Source organism: Pseudomonas sp. IzPS59 (genome assembly GCF_014863505.1).
Taxonomy (GTDB): Bacteria; Pseudomonadota; Gammaproteobacteria; order Pseudomonadales; family Pseudomonadaceae; genus Aquipseudomonas; species Aquipseudomonas kribbensis.
On record NZ_CP062251.1, the window covers coordinates 553,199 to 571,574 of the forward strand.

Sequence of the window (18,376 nt, forward strand, 5' to 3'; positions counted from 1 at the left end):
ACGTTCCCGGAGGGCAAACCTTGAGCATCAAAACGGCTTTCACCATCGGCGCATTTTCTCTGGCCCTAACCGGCTGCGGCACCGCCGTCACCGTGTTGCAGGATGATGAAGACGCCACGCGTGGTCTGCGCAAACAGAAGACCTACTGCCAGTCCATTCCGCGTATCTATAGCGGGCTCGCCCACGACTTCTGCCTGTTGCACGCGCCGCCGGATCCCACCGGGATTCTGGTGCCGGTGGTCCTACTTGACCTGACCCTGTCCGGCGTCTTCGACACGGCGTTTTTGCCGTATACGATCTATCGCCAGGCGGTGGACGGGAATCTCAGTGTTTATTGGCGGCCAAGTCGTGGGTAATTACTTTGCCCCCAACCAGTGAATACAGCGATGTCATCGTTTATGTCGATGAGAGCGGTGATCATGGAATGCAGACACTGGATCCCAACTATCCAGTCTTCGTGCTCGCGTTTTGTGCCTTTCATAAGAGGCATTACTGCGAGAATGTCATTCCTGCCCTACAGAAATTCAAGTTTGCCCATATGGGACATGATCTGATCGGGCTGCATGAACTCGAAATTCGTAAAGAAAAAGGAGCGTTTTCTGGCCTCTTCATGTCCAGAGAGCACAAGAATGCCTTTTTGGAGGAGCTGACTTGCATCATTGAGGCCAGCAACTTCGTTCTGATCAGTTGCGTGGTAGACAAGGCCTCTCTTCGCGAGAAACACGGCTCGGGACATAATCCTTATCACCTCGCGCTCGGCTTTTGTCTGGAAACGCTCTATGAGTTTTTGCAGGAGAAGAATCAACAAGGGGCACTGACGCACGTGATTTTCGAGCGCCGAGGAAAGCGAGAGGATAACGAGCTTGAATTGGAGTTTCGCAGGATGTGTGGTGGGGCGAATCGATGGAGCGTTCAACTGCCGTTTGACATCGTTTTTGCAACTAAGCAGGCGAACTCTACCGGCCTGCAGTTAGCCGATCTTGTTGCGAGGCCCATTGGCATGAGCGTTTTGAGGGCGGGTCAGGGAAACCGTGCTTTTGACGTGCTCAAGCGCAAGTTCTATTGCAGTGGAGGGCGGAGCAAGGTTGGAGAGGGTTTCGAGAATTGGGGGTTGAAGCTTTTCCCATCCCCAGAAAGCGAAAAGCCCCGATGATCTCACCGAGGCATTAGCGCCGACCGGGATCTCCCAGTCCATTTGTGCTGGAGTCTATGGCGATGCTCCCAAGGTGTCAACGCGTTGGCCGGCCAGTTCCGCTAGAGGTTTGTCGGCACTTTTAAGCTATAATCCCGCCCTTTAGCTGTCTCTCGCCCGATGCGAGGGCACATCATTTTTCAAGGCGCATCGCGCCTGAATGCAGACTAAAGAGGCTAGACCCCTGTGGCATTGACGATTCTTGGCCTGTCCGGCGCCCTTAGCCATGATCCTTCAGCAGCCTTGTACATTGACGGCAAGCTGGTCGCGGCGGCTGAGGAAGAGCGCTTCGTACGCGATAAACATGCAAAGAACCGCATGCCCTACGAATCGGCGAAGTTCTGCCTGGAGCAGGCTGGCATCAAGCCGTCCGACGTTGACGTGGTGGCGATTCCGTTCGCCCCGATCAGCATTTTCGGCAAGGCCCGCTGGCAGTACGCCAAGCGTTACTGGTACGCCCCGGACCGTGCACTCGACGCGATCCTGATGGGCAACCGTCGCTACAAGCGCTATCGCAACAAGATCGTCTGGTGCCTGGAGCAGCTGGGCTTCGATCCGAAGAAAATCAAGATCGAGCCGGTCGAACACCACCTGGCCCACGCCTCCAGCGCCTACCACTGCTCGGGTTTCAAAGAGAAAACCGCGATCCTCGGCATCGACGGCAAGGGCGAGTACGCCACGACCTTCTTCGGTTATGGCGAAAACGGCAAGATCCACAAGATCAAGGAATTCTTCGATCCGGACTCCCTCGGCGGCCTGTACGGCGCGATCACCGAGTTCCTCGGTTTCGACATGCTCGACGGTGAGTTCAAGGTCATGGGCATGGCGCCGTACGGCGACGCCAGTAAATACGACTTCTCGCGCCTGGCCTCGTTTGAAAACGGCGAGCTGGTGATCAACACCGACTACGCCAACGTGATCGGCCTGCGTCGCTACAAAGAGAAGGGCAAGGGTTACTACTTCTCGCCGAAGCTGATCGAGTGGCTGGGTCCGAAGCGCGAAGGCGACATCGCCGACGAGCCGTACATCCACTACGCCGCCAGCATTCAAGCGCTGTTCGAAAAAATCGCGCTGCAGATGATCGACTACTACCTGGGCGACGTGCTCAAGGAAACCGGCAAACTGGCCTACGCCGGTGGCTGTGCGTTGAACGTCAAGCTCAACCAGAAAATCATCGCCCGCGACGACGTCAAGGAACTGTTCGTCCAGCCTGCCTCCGGCGATGCCGGCACCGCAGTCGGTGCAGCGGCCTATGTGTCGAACGCTCGTGGCGTGCCGGTCGAGAAGATGGAACACGTCTACCTCGGCCCGTCGTACAGCAACGAAGACGTGATCGCCGCGTGCGCCCGTCACGAGAACAAGCCGACCTGGCGCAAGCTCGACAACATGCCGGAGCAGATCGCCAAGATCATGGTCGATGGCAACCCGGTGGCCTGGTTCCAGGGCCGCATGGAGTTCGGTCCACGTGCACTGGGCGGTCGTTCGATCATCGGTTGCCCGAGCGTGGCTGGCGTGGCTGACCGCATCAACCACCAGATCAAGTTCCGCGAGCGCTGGAGGCCTTTCTGCCCGTCGATGCTCGACACCGTTGCGCCACAGATGATCAAGATCGATCACCCGGCGCCGTTCATGACCTTCACCTTCGAAGTGGCTGAAGAGTGGAAGACCCGCGTGCCGGAAGTCGTCCACGAAGACGGCACGTCCCGGGCCCAGGTGCTCAAGCGCGAATACAACCCGCGCTACTACGACATGATGAAGGCGCTGGAAGTGCTGACCGGCAACGGTGTGTCCCTGAACACCTCGCTCAACCGCCGTGGTGAACCGATGATCTGCTCGCCGACCGACGCCCTGAACATGTTCTTCGGCTCCGATCTGCAGTACCTGATCATGGAAGACATCCTGGTGGTCAAAGAAGGCGCAAACGCTTATGACACGCTCGGCTGAACGCCATGTGCTGCAGTTCTGTCACGGCTATGACGGGCCGTTCCTCGACTGCGCGCGGCAGTACGCCAGCCTGTTCGCGGGCACCGGTTATCGGGTCACCACGGTCTTTCTGACCGGGGCGGCCGATAGCGAGGTGGCCGCGGCCTGCGCCTCCGACGAAGTGTTGTTCATGGAATACAGCTCCAAGGCCATTCGTGGCCTGAAGCTGGGCGCCATCGGCGATCTACGCAAGATCGCCGCTTCACGCAATTTCAGTTTCTGCATCGCCCATCGCTTCAAGCCGATCTATATCGCCTTGCTCGGCACTTCGTTGCCGGTGATTGGCGTGCACCATGCTTTTGACGATTACAAACGCGGCACGCGCAAGCTGTTCGCGCACATTTTCCGCAAGCGTCTGAGCCTGCTCGGCGTGTCCGACGCAGTGCGGGACGACATGCGCCGCTGCCTGCCGAAATGGCCGGCGACGCGCATCCAGACTCTCTACAACCGCATCGACGTTTCGGCGTTGCAGATGAGTCAGGTGTCCGCCCGTGAAGCCCGCGAGACCCTGGGGCTGTCTGCAGACGCATTCATCGTCGGTAACGTCGGTCGCCTGCACCCGGACAAGGATCAGGCCACGTTGCTGCACGGTTTTGCCGCGGCGCTGCCCGGTCTGCCGGCCAACAGCCAACTGGTGATTCTCGGCAAGGGTCGTCTTGAAGATGATCTGAAGGCGCTGGCCCGCGAACTGGGTGTCGGTGATCGCGTGCTGTTTCTCGGTCAGGTGCCGGACGCGCGCAATTACTTCCGCGCATTCGATGTGTTTGCCCTGAGTTCCGACCACGAACCGTTCGGCATGGTGCTGCTGGAGGCCATGGCCGCCGGCGTGCCGTTGCTGGCCACGGCGTGCGGCGGGGCGAAGGAAGTGGTCGAAGGCGTCGGGATTCTGTTCCCGCTGGGTGACGCCGAACATCTGGCCCAGGGTCTGAAACATCTGGCCGGCATGGACGAGCAGCAACGTCGTCAATGCGCCGAGATGATGTTCGATCGCCTGCGCGAGCGCTTCTCCGACCGCGCCGTACGCGACACCTTCTGGCATTTGCCGCAAGTTACCGATCTGGCACCGAGGGGCTGATGCTCAACCGATTTCAAGGCTGGCGCGAACGTGGCTGGTCGCCCGTTGACGCCTCAACTTATGCACAGGCCTGGCAGCGATTTGGCGGCAGCGTCGCGACTCATCCGCTGGTTGTCGAGCGTCTGGCGGACCTGGCCGGCATTCCGGTGCGTTATCTGGCCTGGGAGCAGCAGGGCGAAGTCAAAGCGGCAATCCCGACCTGGGGCCGCGATCTGGCCTTGTCCAAGGACGTGCTCAAGCGCAATGGCAAGAAAGGCCTGTTCGATCTCGGCAACGCTGAACTGATCCTGCCGGCCGCCGTCGATGCCCAAGCCCCGCTGCGTCATCGCGGACGCTACCTGTCGGCGCTCAACGAAAACCGCTTTAGCGGCCTCAAGTTGCAGACCGAGCAACTGGCCATGGCCCGCACTCCGGAAGAACTGTCGAAAAAGTTTCGCTACAACCAGCGCCGCGAGCTGCGTTTGCTGGAAGAGGCGGGCGGGGTGGTGCGGCCGGTCGCCGAGTTCTCCAGTGCCGAACTGGCCGCGATCTACTGCGACCTGTTCCAGCGCCGCTGGGGTTTTCCGGCTACTGGCGCGGCACGTATGGCCGAGGTCATCGAACTGCTGCGCGAGCTGTTGATCGGTTCGGTGATCTTCCTCAACGATGCGCCGATCGCGATTCAGCTGGTGTATCGCGTCGAAGCGCCGGAGTGGATCAGCGTCGAGTACATCAACGGTGGCGTCGACCCTGAAACCCGCGAATTCAGCCCCGGCAGCGTCCTGAGTTTCATCAATACGCAAAGTGCCTGGGAGCATGCGCGGGCCCTGAACAAGCCGCTGCGTTTCTCCTTCGGTCGTGCCGACCGTGAATACAAGGATCGCTGGTGCAATCCTGTGCCGGTCTTCACCGTATGAGTCAGCCCATGAGCCGCAAACAGCAATTGCTCAAGCGTCACCGGCGCAATAAACGAATCGGCCTGTTGATCGCACTGATCGTGTTGATCGCCCTCGGCGTGCTGGTGGCCTGGGGGTTGCCGCTGGTGCTGGCGGTGATTGGCTGGATCGCTCACGAAGCGTGGTTCGCCGATCACTTGTTCTATTCGCCGAAAGACGATTACCAATACAGCTTTCCGCCGTTCACCCCGCAACCAAAAGTGCATTTGCACGGTGAGCAATTGCGCCTCGACGAGGGCGTCATGCTGGTGGACGACGCTACGCTGATCCTCGCCGTGAAGATCAAAAGCAGCTTTCTGGGACGCTTCTTCGATCCTCGGGTCGAGTTGGTGGGTGGAACAAGTCGCGATGCCCAGACCTTCGAACGTGGCGTCAACGGCCTGCGTTATCTGAACCTCAGCGGTCAGGCGCAAGCCTTGTCGCAAGGCCTGCTGCGTTTGCGCGGGCGCTTTTGCCGGGTGTCCGGCGAGCCAGTGTTGTGGGCGCTGGAACAACCGGACTACCGCCAGCAGCGGGTAATGGTCATCGCTCCCCACGCCGACGATGCCGAACTGGCCGCCTTCGGTCTGTACAGTCAGGCCAAAGAAGCCTGGATTGTCACCCTGACCGCCGGCGAGATCGAAGCCGAACACTATCAGCAGATGGGCCTGAACAAGGTCGAGGCATCGCGACTCAAGGGTCGCTTGCGTGCCTGGGACAGCCTCGCCGTGCCGCGCTGGGCCGGCGTTCCGCAGGAACACTGCGTGCAGCTCGGTTACTTCTGCCTGCAACTGGCGGCGATGCAGGCTGCGCCTGATCAACCGATTGGATCGCGGGAAGCCGATCTGAACGACACGCGAATCTTTCGTCAGCTGAATCCGTTTGCCTTGCCCGGCGATGCTGACGGCGCACCGACCTGGAACAATCTGCTGGCCGATCTGCGTGACGTCCTGTCCCGTGCCCGTCCGGATGTGATCGTGTTGCCACACCCGACGCTGGATCCGCATCCCGACCATATCTGTGCCCAGGAAGCCGTGCTGGAAGCCTTGCGCGGTCTTGACTGGCAACCGACCCTGCTCGGCTACGCCAACCATTTGCACGACAACGACCGCTGGCCGATGGGCGACAGCGGGCAGGGCATTGCCTTGCCGCCGACGTTCGATGCGAACGTGGCGATGCAGCCGCTCTGCATGCCGCTGTCGATCGAATTGCAACGGGACAAGGCCATGGCACTGGGCATGATGCATGACCTGCAGCCGCCGGCACCGTTCAAGCGGCGCCTGCGTCGGTTGTTTCAGCGACTGCTGGCCGGTCGGGCGCCGTCGGTCTATGGCGAGAACGAATTTTTCCGCAAAGCGGTCAGGCGCCAGGAGCTGTTCTGGGTGCTGAAGCAAAGCGAAACAGGCGCGACGGGATCGCACCGGGGAGAGTCATGAGTCAACGCGCAAAGGTGCTGCAGCTGCAGCCCGACTACAACGTCAAATCCCATGATTTCGCCGACCTCGCCGAACAGATCGTCAAGGCCCTGCCGACGGACCGTTATGAGGTGACGGCGGCATTCCTGCGCGGCAAGCCCGGGCCGGGTGAAGCCGTCAGCCGGGCCGACCGTTCGGTGTATTTCGAGTTTTCCGACAAGTCCCTCAAAGGCATGCGCCTGCGGGCGATGTGGCAGCTGTACAAGTTCTGCCGCCGGGAAAAGTTCGATGTGGTGATCTGCAACCGCTTCAAACCGGTGAACATGATGCTGACCCTCAACCGCTGGTTGAAGGTGCCGTTGTGCATCGGCATTTCCCACGGTTTCGGCGAGTACGACCGCTTCTATCGCCGTCGTCAGACTCAACGTCTGATCGACCGGCACTGGCGTTTTGTCGGCGTGTCGCCGGCGGTCAAGCAGTACCTGCTGGACTGCGATTGCGGTTTCACCGACCAGAATACGTACGCAATCACCAACGCCATCGACATCGAACAGGCCGAAGGCTTGCAGCACAGCCGCGAGCGTGCCCGCGAACTGCTGGGCATCGACCCGAATGTGCGCCTGATCGGTGCGCTGGGGCGGCTGGTGTCGGTCAAGGGCCACACTTATCTGTTGCAGGCTTTCGCCCAACTGAAAGACAAGTACCCGAACACCCAACTGGCAATCATCGGTGCCGGACGCCTGCAAGCACCGCTGGCCGCCGAAATCGAGCAGTTGGGCCTGAGCGGTCGCGCCCACCTGCTGGGCTTCAAGGAAAACGCCCTGCAATACGTGCGTGCGTTCGATATCTGGACCATGCCGTCGCTGGCCGAAGGCCTGGGACTGGCTTTGCTGGAAGGCATGAGCGGACACTTGCCGGTGATCGCGTCGAACGTACCGGCCATGTTGCCGCTGATCGAAGGGGCCGGTGGCCTGGCGATCACACCCAAGGATGTGTCGAGCCTGGTCGCGGCGCTGGACACCTACCTCGGGCTGTCGGATGACGAGCTCAAGGCCAAGGGTGAACAGGCTTATCGTTATTTGCAGGAACAGCACGACATCGAAGTCTTCCGCCAGGAATACCTGAACCTGATCGACTCCGGCCTGGCGCAGGCCCGCAAGGAACAGCCATGAGCGAAGAAAGAGCCATGAGCGATGCGCAACCCCTCGTCACCGTCATCATCGCGTCCTACAACCACGGGCCTTACATCGAGGAAAGCATCCTCAGCGTCATCAACCAGAGCTACAAGAACATCGAGCTGCTGGTGGTCGACGACGGCTCGAAGGATGACAGTGTCGAGCGCATCAAGGCCTTGCAGGAAAAGCACGGCTTCGATTTCCGGGTGCAGCAGAACCAGGGCCTGACCAACACGCTCAACGGCGCCATCGCACGGGCGAAAGGCAGCCTGATCGTGCCGTTCGGCTCCGACGACATCATGTACCCGGACCGCATCGCCACCCAGGTCGCGTACATGGACGGCAAGCCGGAAGTGGGTATCTGCGCCGGCAACATCGAGTTGATGGACGCCGACGGCAACCTCTACCCGGAAAAGCGTCAGCGCCGGGACGTGCCGTTCCGTCGCCTTGATTTCGATGACATGTTCCTGGAGCGCAAGCCGTATCCGCCGGCGCCGACCCTGATGATCCGCCGCGAGGCACTGGACAAGGTGGGCGGGTTCGATCCGACGATTCGTCTTGAAGACCTGTACATCGAGCTGAAAATCACTCGCGCCGGTTACTTCATCGATGGTCTGAACGTAGTGATGGCGCGCTATCGCAAGCACGCCACCAACTCCTACAAGAACCACCGTTTCATGATCGAAAACATCCTGCGTACCTACGCGCTGTTCAGCGATCATCCGCTGTACGACGAGGTGCGCTACAAGTCACTCAATTCGATGTTCCTGAAAACCGCCAACCGCGACCGCAAGCTGGCGCGAGAGCTGCTGGCACAGATTCCGTTCAAGGCATGGAACAAGAAAACCTGGCGCGGTCTGGGCCGGTTGCTGTTTTCGCCGCTGGAAAAGGACTGAACCATGGGCTGGCTTCAGCGCTGGCGTGAGCGCCGCGCCAAACGGGCGATTCGCAAGTTGCCGAAGATCGAACGCGGTGCTGCACGGTTCGCCCAGGCTTATCCTGACTACGCCTTTGGCCGGGGCAGTTATGGTCTGCCGATCGTTCATGACTGGAAGGAAGGCTCGACGCTGAAGGTCGGTGCCTACTGTTCGATTGCCGAAGGCGTGCAGATCTTTCTTGGCGGGCATCACCGGGCGGACTGGGTGACCACGTTTCCGTTCCCGGCGATGCTGCCGCAGGCCGCGCACATTCGCGATTACAGCGGCACTCACGGGGACGTGACGATCGGCAACGATGTCTGGTTGTGCTCCGACTGCACGATCCTTTCGGGCGTGACGATCGGCAGTGGCGCGATCATCGCTGCCGGTGCACTGGTCACGCGGGATGTCGAACCCTACGCGGTCATGGGCGGCAATCCGGCGAAGTTCCTGCGCTGGCGCTTTCCCGAGGAGCAGCGCCAGCAGTTGTTGCAGAGTGCCTGGTGGGACTGGCCGGAAACCGAACTGCACGGTCTGGCGCAAACGCTGTGCAGTGACGACATCGAGGGATTCCTCACTTACGCCCGCCAGCGCCGGCCCTCATAGCCGCTCAACGGTCCCGGGCGGCTTCCTCGGCCAGTTTTTTCGGGCGCTGCTTCTGGCGTAGCCAGTGCAGGAATGTCTTTCCGGCTTCGATTCCAGGCTTCTCGATGTACAGGAATGTCAGGCTGGCAATGACGATCAGCAGACAACTGCAGACGACCATCAACAGCAGATAGAGAACCGGGCTCTGCGGGTTGAAGGACATCAGGTGTGGCAGCTGCTGCACCATGATCCAGAGCACATAGCCGTGCAGCAGATAAGTGCTGTAGCTGATCTCTCCCAGCCAGCGGACACTGCGCAGGCGCAGAGCCCCCCAAAGCGGATTGCCCGACGCCACGATGACGAAGAATGTGCTCAGCAGCAGAAGCGGCAGCAAGCTGAAGGCGCGTTTGAACAGTGTCATCGTCAGAATCAGGGCCAGCAGGGCAACTGCTGTGGCTACGTGGGTCTGGCCCCATGCAACCAGGTGCGGGCGTCGTACCCAATAAGCCGCCGCGATGCCGCCCAGAAAGCTCGCCAGAAAATGCTTCTTCAGCGAATGCTCCCAACCGACGACCTGGTACAGGGCGTAGATCCCGATCAGGCACAGTACGACTTGCAGCCAGTGCCCGCGGTAGATGAACACCAGTCCCAGCAGTGGCAGTGCCAGATAGAAGAACACCTCATAAGCCAGTGTCCAGGTGACGTTGGAGATCAACATGCCACTCTGGTGGTGCTGATTGATATCCGGCCGATCGAATGTCAGCCAGCCCAATACCTGCCCGGCCACTTCTGCGGGTGAGTCCTTCAGTTCCCAGTCCTGCAGGTTGAACACGGTAAAAAACACAATCAGCATCAGTGGCAGGTAAAGGGGATAAAGCCGAAATACCCGTGATACCGCAAATGCCAGCCAGTCGTGCTGGCGCCCCTGTTTGAGCAGACGGCTCCAGAACAGAAACCCGGTGATCATGAAAAACAGCGCAACACTGGCCTGGCCCAACTGCGAGTAGAAGTTGCTCGGCGGAAAGTCGATCACGCCGGTGTGCAGGTAGAACCAGGTAATGATGGCGTGATGTATGAATACGCCAAAGGCCAGATAACCGCGCAGACCGTCGATGGTGCTGTAGCGGCTTTCGCCATTGTGCTGCAGGTGCAGGGCGGCTTTGGGAACCAGGCGCAGGAACATTATCGAAGTCGCGATAGCGAGCAAATACGCTACCGCGGCGAAGAGAGGATTGGTGTCCATCATATTCAATGGGCCCGGGCAGGGCGGCCTCCCTGTTGCACTTGCCTGTGCAGATTATCGACCGCCGCTCGGGAGGCCGTCGTCGAATAACCCTGAAGCAGGGCATCGAAGTGGTCCTCGAACAGCCAGCGCTTGTCTTCCGTGTAGCGCTGCATGTGGCGCAGGTTGCGTTGACGCAATGAAAGGCTCAGTGGGGACGGGTAAATGCGCAGGTCGGCCAGGTCGATCAATCCGAATTCACCGTCCTCCAGTACCAGCACGTTGCCCAGATGGAGCGAGCGGAAGTACACGCCCTGTTCATGCAGGCGGGCCATGAATTTGCCGAAACGCTCGACCAGGGCCTGCCGCACGGCCGGTGCGGTGATGCCCTGAAGTACCTGGCGCAAGGTGTGGCCCGGCAGTGGCGCGTAATGCACTGCACTGCTGCCATCGTCGAGGCGGTACAGGTTCAGCACCTGTGGGGTCGGGATTCCCATACGGCGCAATTGTTCGCTATTGATGGCGAAGCGTTCGGAGTAAGGGTTGAAGTTGCCCGAGGTGTACCAGCGACGGCGGCGGAACAGCTTGAGGAAGCTGCCATCGGTCAGGCGCAGCACTTTGGGGCCGAGGCCGTCTTCTTCGATCACCTGGGCATCGGCCGCCAATGGCTGCAGGCCGGTGGCTGACAGTTTCTGTACCGGAACGGTCAGCAGGCGGCGGGCTCGCTGGTTGATGCTCAAGGCCGCGATCAGCGCCAGAGGAATCCACAGCAGGAACCAGTGTTCCTTGGGGCGTGAAATGATGCCACCGCCTTCGGTCAATCCGGCACCGATGCCGAATACCAGCCAGGTGGAAGCAATGATCAGCAACGGCTGAACCCGCTGACGCCAGCTGCTCAGCAAGCCCCATGCCTGGAAAAACAGCCATGGCAACAAGCCGAGGATTCCGACGTAGTAAAGGACGCCCAGGAAGAAACTGTGGGGTTCCTGAAAGTTGTAGCCAACGCCCGGATCAATCGCCAGATCGGCGTTGTAGCCATGACCGATCCACGGGTGCTCGGAAATCTTTTGCAGGGCGATCTGCCAGATTTCAAAACGGTAAGAGTCGCCACGCTCGGTGATCATCTTCGAAAACAGGCAGACCACGCTGATGCCCATGGTGGCCAGGGCCCCCAGCATCACCAGCGAGCGACGGTTCCAGCAGATGAAGCTCAGCCACAGCGCCGCCATGGTCAGTGCGACCAGTGGCGTTCTTGAGCCGGTGGCGATCACGGCGGCAAACATGATCAGCATCGCCGGCAGGCTGAGCCAGAGCAGGCGGCCATGCCTGCACGACATGCTGATGCTCATCCAATAGGCACAGAAGAAGCCGAACAGGTGGGAGCTGAGCAAGGGATTGTCGAAAGCGCCACCGCCGACGAGACGCGCGCCGGGCTCGTAATGAAGGGTGAACGGGACCAGAAAGCAGGTGGTGGCGACCAGTGCGACCATGGCCGCGACAAATAACATCGGTGCAAGAATGTCACTGCGATATCGCACCAGCAGGTAACAGCCGACGAACAGCAGCAAGGTGTGCAGCGGTGGCTTGAACATGCCACCGAACGACTCGCCGTCGACTGGCCCCCAGCTCAGGCTGAGCATCGCCCAGGCGACGAACACCAGCAAAGCTACAATCATCGGTTCGCGCAGCAGTTCCTTGAACCCCTGCGGTCGCAGGCACAGCGCAATCAGCGCCGGAATGCTGAACAGGCCATAAAACAGCTTGTGGTGCAGGCTTCGGCCAGGCAGGAAGAACAGCGCGCACAGGAGCAGGAAGTAGCCGACGGGAAGTATCCACAGGCTGATGAAATCGAAGACTCGACTGGACGTACTGCTGAAGCCGCGAAGTTGCATGCTGTGAGATTCAATCCTGAAGTTGATCGGCCATTTCGTTGATGGCTATTTGATGCTGAAAAAGACGCATAACAATAACAGCCTTTGGCCGATTGCCAGAACCCTTAAGAAGCTGTGCTAAAGTCAGCGTCCTTTTTATCGACTTTCGCGTGATATGACCGACTCCAGTCCCGCCGCAAGCCCTTCGAGCTTGAAAATCTACTTCCGCCTGCTCGGCTACGTCCGGCCGTATATCAGTCTGTTCCTGATCAGCATCGTCGGTTTTCTGATTTTCGCATCGACCCAGCCGATGCTCGGTTACATTCTCAAGTATTTCGTCGACGGTCTGTCCAATCCCGAGGCAGTGCTGTTTCCCACCGTGCCTTACCTGCGCGACCTGCAGCTTTTGCAGGCCGTACCGCTGCTGATCATCCTGATCGCCGCGTGGCAGGGCCTGGGTTCCTATCTGGGCAACTACTTCCTGGCCAAGGTTTCCCTGGGTCTGGTCCACGATCTGCGGGTGCAACTGTTCAACAACCTGCTGGTGCTGCCGAACCGGTATTTCGACAAGCATAACTCCGGTCACCTGATTTCACGCATCACCTTCAACGTCACCATGGTCACGGGGGCGGCAACAGATGCGATCAAGGTCGTAATCCGTGAAGGGATGACGGTCATCTTCCTGTTCGCCTCCCTGCTGTTCATGAACTGGAAACTCACACTGGTGATGGTTGCGATCCTGCCGTTGATCGCCGTGATGGTGCGCACCGCCAGCAAGAAATTCCGCAAGCAGAGCAAGAAAATTCAGCTGGCCATGGGCGACGTGACCCATGTGGCGTCGGAAACCATCCAGGGTTATCGCGTCGTACGCAGCTTCGGCGGCGAAGCCTACGAAGAGAAACGCTTCCTCAATGCCAGCCAGAGCAATACCGACAAACAACTGCGCATGACCCGTACCGGCGCCATCTACACACCGATGCTGCAACTGGTGATCTACACCGCCATGGCTGTGCTGATGTTCCTGGTGCTGTTCCTGCGCGGTGACGCTTCGGCGGGTGACATGGTGGCTTACATCACCCTGGCTGGCCTGCTGCCCAAGCCGATTCGCCAGTTGTCCGAAGTCAGCTCGACCATTCAGAAAGGCGTGGCCGGTGCCGAAAGCATTTTCGAGCAGCTGGACGTCGAGCCGGAAGTCGATACCGGCACGGTCGAGCGCGATGCGGTCAGCGGTCGTCTCGATGTGCGCAATCTGAGCTTCACCTATCCGGGAACCGAGCGTCAGGTGCTCGACAACATCAGCTTCTCGGCCGAGCCCGGGCAGATGGTGGCGCTGGTCGGCCGCTCCGGCAGCGGCAAGTCGACCCTGGCCAACCTGATCCCGCGCTTCTACCACCACGACAAGGGCGAGATCCTGATCGACGGTGTGGAAGTCGAGCAATACAAACTGCTCAACCTGCGCCGCCACATCGCTCAGGTCACCCAGCACGTCACGCTGTTCAGCGACACCGTGGCCAACAACATTGCCTACGGCGATCTGGCCGGGGCACCGCGTGAGGACATCGAGAAGGCAGCGCGTGATGCCTATGCGATGGACTTCATCGCGCAGTTGCCTGAAGGCCTGGATACCCAGGTCGGCGAGAACGGCGTGCTGCTTTCCGGTGGCCAGCGCCAGCGCCTGGCGATCGCCCGTGCCTTGCTCAAGAACGCGCCACTGCTGATTCTCGACGAGGCCACTTCGGCCCTCGATACCGAATCCGAGCGGCACATTCAGGCAGCACTGGACCAGGTGATGAAGGGCCGCACCACGCTGGTCATTGCCCACCGTCTGTCGACCATCGAGAAGGCCGACCTGATTCTGGTGATGGATCAGGGCCGGATCGTCGAGCGTGGTACTCACGGCGAACTGCTGGCGCAAAATGGCTACTACGCGCGGCTGAACGCCATGGGCCTCGACGCACCGGCCGAAGACATCGCCTGATCCCGCCTTGTGAACGCCGGGCGCGCAATGCGCCCGGTGATTTGTATCGAAATACTTACCCTTCTTGACCAAACCTGCATAAAACCTGACACCGCGCTTGCTAAGGTTCCCGGACGAACTCTGACTTCCATCGAAGGGGCCATCCCCGTCGCGCGGGTACTTTCATGTTGCAACGCTATCTGTGGAAGCTGCTGCCCAAGCCGCAGCGGGCTTTTCTGCTGGGGCGCCTGTCGGTGGTCGATCGACAGGCAGTGAACAAGTCAATGTCGGCCTGCCTGCGCTTTCCCGAAGCCTTCGAGCAACGTTCCTGTCTGTTCATTCACGTCCCCAAATGCGCCGGCAGCAGTGTCTGCGAGTCGATGTTCGACGGCTGGCGTCCCGGTCACTTGCCGTTGTACTGGTATGAAGAGCAGTTTCCCGCGCAGTTCGCCGCCGCCTTCAAATTCACTTTCGTGCGTGATCCGCTGGAGCGTGCCTATTCGGCCTATGCCTTCCTGCATGGCAACGAACTGGGCGGGCGTGATCAGGCCGCGCAGCAACTGGTCAGGCACTACCGCGACTTCGATGACTTCGTTGCACGCTGGCTACATGCCGACACCATCGGGCGACAATTGCACTTTGCCGCGCAAACCGATTTTCTCACCGATTCACTGGGGCGCCTTGCCCTGGACTTCGTCGGCTATCAGGAACATCTGGAACGGGATTTTCGCCTCGTGTGCGAGCGCCTGGGTCTGACCAGCCAGTTGCAACGCATCAACACTTCCCGGCAGAGACGCCCACAGCCGGCCCGTGACTTCTGTACGCAACGCACCCGACGCCTGGTGCGGCGAGTCTATGCACGTGATTACGAGATGCTCGGTTATGAGTGAGGCACTGTCAGTTTCGCCGCCACCGGTGATCCGTCCCTATGCGCTGTCTCTTCCCGCCGAGGCGCGCGCCGCGCAAAAGGTGCAGCGCCCGCGTTGCCTGTGGCTGACAGGTCTGTCCGGCGCCGGAAAGTCGACCCTGGCCAATGCGCTGGAGCTGCATCTGCATCAGTTCGGGCTGCACACCTTCCTGCTCGATGGCGACAATCTGCGCAGCGGTCTGTGTCGTGATCTGGGCATGAGTGAAGCCTGCCGGCGCGAGAACATCCGGCGCACCGCCGAAGTGGCGCGGTTGATGGTGGACGCCGGGTTGATCGTGATCGTGGCTGCCATTTCACCGTTTCGTGCCGAGCGGGATTCGGCACGCCGGCTGTTTGCCGAAGGTGATTTCATTGAAGTGCATGTCAGCACCTCGCTGGAAGTCTGCGCCCGACGCGATCCGAAAGGGTTGTACCGGGCGGCGCGAGAAGGGCGGATCAAGGACTTCACCGGGATCGACAGCCCGTACGAGGCGCCGCTGGCGGCCGAGTGCCGGATCGATACGGACGAGGTCGAGCTGGCCGATGCCTGCCATCGACTGGCGGCGTTCCTGTGCAAAAAATGAGCAAAAAAGCCTGTCGTTTCATCCTGTTGCAGCCGCCGCACAAGCCTTCGCCAACCCTGTGTTAATATCGCGCCCCTGTTCATTTTGTATGTGGGTTGCTCCATGAAGTTGTCCATGCCGCGATTCGATCAAGCCCCTGTCTTGGTGGTCGGCGATGTCATGCTCGACCGTTACTGGCATGGTGGTACCTCACGGATTTCCCCTGAGGCGCCGGTTCCGGTTGTAAAGGTCGAGCAAATCGAAGACCGCCCGGGCGGTGCCGCCAACGTTGCCTTGAACATTGCCGCGCTGGGTGCGCCGGCGTCGCTGGTCGGTGTGACCGGTGACGACGAGGCTGCCGACAGCCTGAGCAACAGCCTCAAGGGGGCGGGCGTGCGCGCCTTGTTCCAGCGCATCGCGCACCAGCCGACCATCGTCAAGCTGCGGGTCATGAGCCGGCACCAGCAATTGCTGCGTATCGACTTCGAAGAACCGTTCGCCACTGACGCCCTGGCCCTTGCTTCCCAGGTCGACGACCTGCTGGAAGGCATCAAGGTGCTGGTGCTGTCCGACTACGGCAAAGGCGCACTGAAAAACCATCAGGCGCTGATCCAGGCCGCCCGGGCCAAAGGCATTCCGGTGCTGGCTGACCCGAAGGGCAAGGATTTCTCCATCTACCGTGGCGCGAGCCTGATCACCCCGAACCTCAGCGAGTTCGAAGCCATCGTCGGCGGTTGCGTCGATGAGCACGAACTGGTGAGCAAGGGTGCGAAACTGATGCACGACCTCGAGCTCGGCGCACTGCTGGTGACTCGCGGCGAGCACGGCATGACCCTGCTGCGTCCGGATCATCCGGCGCTGCACCTGCCGGCCAGGGCCCGTGAAGTGTTCGACGTGACCGGTGCCGGCGACACGGTGATTTCCACCCTGGCGGCCGCGATTGCCGCAGGCGAAGAACTGCCGCACGCGGTGGCGCTGGCCAACCTGGCGGCTGGCATCGTGGTCGGCAAACTGGGTACGGCGGCGATCAGCGCTCCGGAACTGCGCCGCGCGATTCAGCGCGAGGAAGGTTCCGAGCGGGGTGTGCTGGGTCTGGAACAACTGCTGCTGGCGGTTGCCGATGCCCGGGCGCACAACGAGCGGATCGTGTTCACCAACGGCTGTTTCGACATCCTCCATGCCGGCCACGTGACCTACCTCGAGCAGGCACGGGCCCAGGGCGATCGTCTGATCGTGGCGATCAACGACGACGCTTCGGTCAGCCGTCTGAAAGGGCCGGGCCGACCGATCAACAGTGTCGACCGGCGCATGGCGGTTCTTGCTGGTCTCGGCGCGGTGGACTGGGTCATCAGCTTCCCTGAAGGCACCCCGGAAAACCTGCTGCGCGAGGTCAAGCCGGACGTGCTGGTGAAGGGCGGCGACTATGGCATCGACCAGGTTGTCGGCGCCGATATCGTCAAGGCCTACGGCGGCACCGTGAAGGTGTTGGGGCTGGTGGAAAACAGCTCGACCACGGCGATTGTGGAAAAAATCCGCAAGTCCGAGTGATGCAAACATGAAGACCGCGCCTGCGATGACTCTCTGGAGTCACTCGCAGGCGCGGTCTTTTGCCGTTCAGGAATTCACTTTCTTGCGCGGCACGATCTTCTTCAGCAGTTGCTTCGCCTTGCCGCGCAGTCGCGCCAGCCCCGTGTCCTTGGCCGGTGGCGTCAGACCTTGCTGGCGCAGCCAGTCTTTCCAGCGAATCCGCTCATCGCGCACCAGCCAGCCGTCCTGCCGGGCGAAACTCTCCGCCAGATACAGGCCGCGAGTGCCTGCCGGGAATAACTGACCTTTCTTCAGCGTATACAGCTCGGGCAGCGGTTCGCCGTCCTGCAATGGCATCAAGTACAGATCGGGGCGCTTGCGGTCGAGCCGGGCGACCAGTTGATCGCCTTCCAGTCGTTCATCGACATGGAACAGGCTGAGGTTCTTGGCTTCTTTCGGCACGTCCAGTCGCAAGTCGTAGATCAATTGCAGTGAAGCAGTCGGCAAGTGCACGTAGGCCCGTGGCCGTTCGAGCAATTGCAGATTGGCGCAGCGCACTGGCCGGGCCGAACCGGACAACGGCGTCAGGCGAAAGGGCAGGGCCTCGCGATAATGCAGCGCCGACGCGTACGGCGCCGGCAGCCAGGTGTCGTTGAAGCGCCCGCCGAGCCAGCCTTCCGGGGTTTCCAGCAGGCATTCTTCAGCGATCTCCTGAATGGCTGTGTGCAACGGGATATTCAATTCGTGCGCCGGCACGTAGCCGGAAATCAGTTTGAGCACGACATCGCCGCGATCCTGGCGACGCTGGCGCACCAGCACCCAGTAATCGCGATTCTGCCAGTGCAGGGTCAGGCGCACCGAGACGCCGAGGTTGGCCAGCTCCAGCGCAAAGCGCTCGGCATCCGCCACGCTGACCGGTTTGCGCCGTTGCAGGGTCTGGGCGAAATTCAGCGGCATGCCGACGCTCTGGTAGCTCAGGCCTTCCGGCGTGGCTTCGACGAACAGCGGCAGCGTCTTGAAGTTGCTCGGGTTCTTTCTGATGAGCGTACGCGGCATGTCGGCTCCTGCTTAAG

16 protein-coding genes are annotated in these 18,376 nt (G+C 60.6%); 13 read left to right on the forward strand and 3 right to left on the reverse strand.

The window, feature by feature from the left end:
• Positions 1 to 20 precede the first annotated feature (20 nt).
• The 9 genes from IF189_RS02440 (at position 21) to IF189_RS02480 (ending at position 9,277) form a co-directional block, all read left to right on the forward strand.
• On the forward strand, positions 21 to 356 hold the full coding sequence (locus tag IF189_RS02440; protein ID WP_134825255.1) for a YceK/YidQ family lipoprotein: 336 nt from the start codon (positions 21 to 23) through the stop codon (positions 354 to 356).
• Positions 335 to 1,153 (forward strand): DUF3800 domain-containing protein, encoded by an 819-nt coding sequence (locus IF189_RS02445; RefSeq protein ID WP_192552765.1) that lies wholly within the window; start codon positions 335 to 337, stop codon positions 1,151 to 1,153. Before IF189_RS02440 ends, IF189_RS02445 begins: the two co-directional genes overlap by 22 nt.
• A 225-nt stretch (positions 1,154 to 1,378) precedes the next feature.
• Positions 1,379 to 3,136, forward strand: coding sequence for a carbamoyltransferase (locus IF189_RS02450; RefSeq protein ID WP_007952261.1), 1,758 nt, complete (start codon positions 1,379 to 1,381; stop codon positions 3,134 to 3,136).
• Positions 3,120 to 4,250: a glycosyltransferase gene (locus tag IF189_RS02455; protein ID WP_134825256.1), complete on the forward strand. Its 1,131-nt coding sequence runs from the start codon at positions 3,120 to 3,122 to the stop codon at positions 4,248 to 4,250. The genes IF189_RS02450 and IF189_RS02455 overlap by 17 nt, the downstream gene beginning before the upstream one ends.
• Positions 4,250 to 5,146, forward strand: coding sequence for an antimicrobial resistance protein Mig-14 (locus IF189_RS02460; RefSeq protein ID WP_134825257.1), 897 nt, complete (start codon positions 4,250 to 4,252; stop codon positions 5,144 to 5,146). Before IF189_RS02455 ends, IF189_RS02460 begins: the two co-directional genes overlap by 1 nt.
• An 8-nt stretch (positions 5,147 to 5,154) precedes the next feature.
• On the forward strand, positions 5,155 to 6,600 hold the full coding sequence (locus IF189_RS02465) for a PIG-L deacetylase family protein (RefSeq protein ID WP_134825258.1): 1,446 nt from the start codon (positions 5,155 to 5,157) through the stop codon (positions 6,598 to 6,600).
• Entirely contained in the window at positions 6,597 to 7,751 is a 1,155-nt protein-coding gene (locus tag IF189_RS02470) for a glycosyltransferase family 4 protein (protein WP_085711119.1), read from the forward strand. The genes IF189_RS02465 and IF189_RS02470 overlap by 4 nt, the downstream gene beginning before the upstream one ends.
• 14 nt (positions 7,752 to 7,765) lie before the next feature.
• Positions 7,766 to 8,650 carry a glycosyltransferase gene (locus IF189_RS02475; protein WP_192553553.1) on the forward strand — a complete coding sequence of 295 codons (885 nt, stop codon included), beginning with the start codon at positions 7,766 to 7,768 and terminating at the stop codon, positions 8,648 to 8,650.
• Positions 8,651 to 8,653: 3 nt separating this feature from the next.
• Complete coding sequence (locus tag IF189_RS02480; protein ID WP_134825259.1) at positions 8,654 to 9,277, forward strand: CatB-related O-acetyltransferase; 624 nt, start codon at positions 8,654 to 8,656, stop codon at positions 9,275 to 9,277.
• A gap of 4 nt (positions 9,278 to 9,281) precedes the next feature.
• Here IF189_RS02480 and IF189_RS02485 read toward each other — a convergent pair whose 3' ends face one another.
• Together IF189_RS02485 and IF189_RS02490 are read right to left on the reverse strand one after the other, a co-directional pair.
• A complete protein-coding gene (locus IF189_RS02485) occupies positions 9,282 to 10,502 on the reverse strand; it encodes an acyltransferase family protein (protein ID WP_134825260.1) in 1,221 nt (406 codons plus the stop codon).
• Positions 10,503 to 10,504: 2 nt separating this feature from the next.
• On the reverse strand, positions 10,505 to 12,370 hold the full coding sequence (locus IF189_RS02490) for a bifunctional O-antigen ligase/aminoglycoside phosphotransferase family protein (protein ID WP_134825261.1): 1,866 nt from the start codon (positions 12,368 to 12,370) through the stop codon (positions 10,505 to 10,507).
• A 154-nt stretch (positions 12,371 to 12,524) separates the two neighbouring features.
• Between IF189_RS02490 and msbA the strand changes: the two genes are divergently transcribed.
• The 4 genes from msbA to hldE all read left to right on the forward strand — a co-directional run bounded on the left by msbA (position 12,525) and on the right by hldE (position 17,324).
• On the forward strand, positions 12,525 to 14,327 hold the full coding sequence (gene msbA / locus IF189_RS02495; RefSeq protein ID WP_134825262.1) for a lipid A export permease/ATP-binding protein MsbA: 1,803 nt from the start codon (positions 12,525 to 12,527) through the stop codon (positions 14,325 to 14,327).
• 164 nt (positions 14,328 to 14,491) lie between these two features.
• Positions 14,492 to 15,196 carry a sulfotransferase family 2 domain-containing protein gene (locus IF189_RS02500; RefSeq protein ID WP_134825263.1) on the forward strand — a complete coding sequence of 235 codons (705 nt, stop codon included), beginning with the start codon at positions 14,492 to 14,494 and terminating at the stop codon, positions 15,194 to 15,196.
• Complete coding sequence (cysC, locus tag IF189_RS02505) at positions 15,189 to 15,797, forward strand: adenylyl-sulfate kinase (protein WP_134825264.1); 609 nt, start codon at positions 15,189 to 15,191, stop codon at positions 15,795 to 15,797. The genes IF189_RS02500 and cysC overlap by 8 nt, the downstream gene beginning before the upstream one ends.
• A 102-nt stretch (positions 15,798 to 15,899) precedes the next feature.
• Positions 15,900 to 17,324, forward strand: coding sequence for a bifunctional D-glycero-beta-D-manno-heptose-7-phosphate kinase/D-glycero-beta-D-manno-heptose 1-phosphate adenylyltransferase HldE (gene hldE / locus IF189_RS02510; protein WP_134825265.1), 1,425 nt, complete (start codon positions 15,900 to 15,902; stop codon positions 17,322 to 17,324).
• A gap of 66 nt (positions 17,325 to 17,390) precedes the next feature.
• Here hldE and IF189_RS02515 read toward each other — a convergent pair whose 3' ends face one another.
• Positions 17,391 to 18,359, reverse strand: coding sequence for a metal ABC transporter ATPase (locus tag IF189_RS02515; RefSeq protein ID WP_134825266.1), 969 nt, complete (start codon positions 18,357 to 18,359; stop codon positions 17,391 to 17,393).
• Positions 18,360 to 18,376 lie beyond the last annotated feature (17 nt).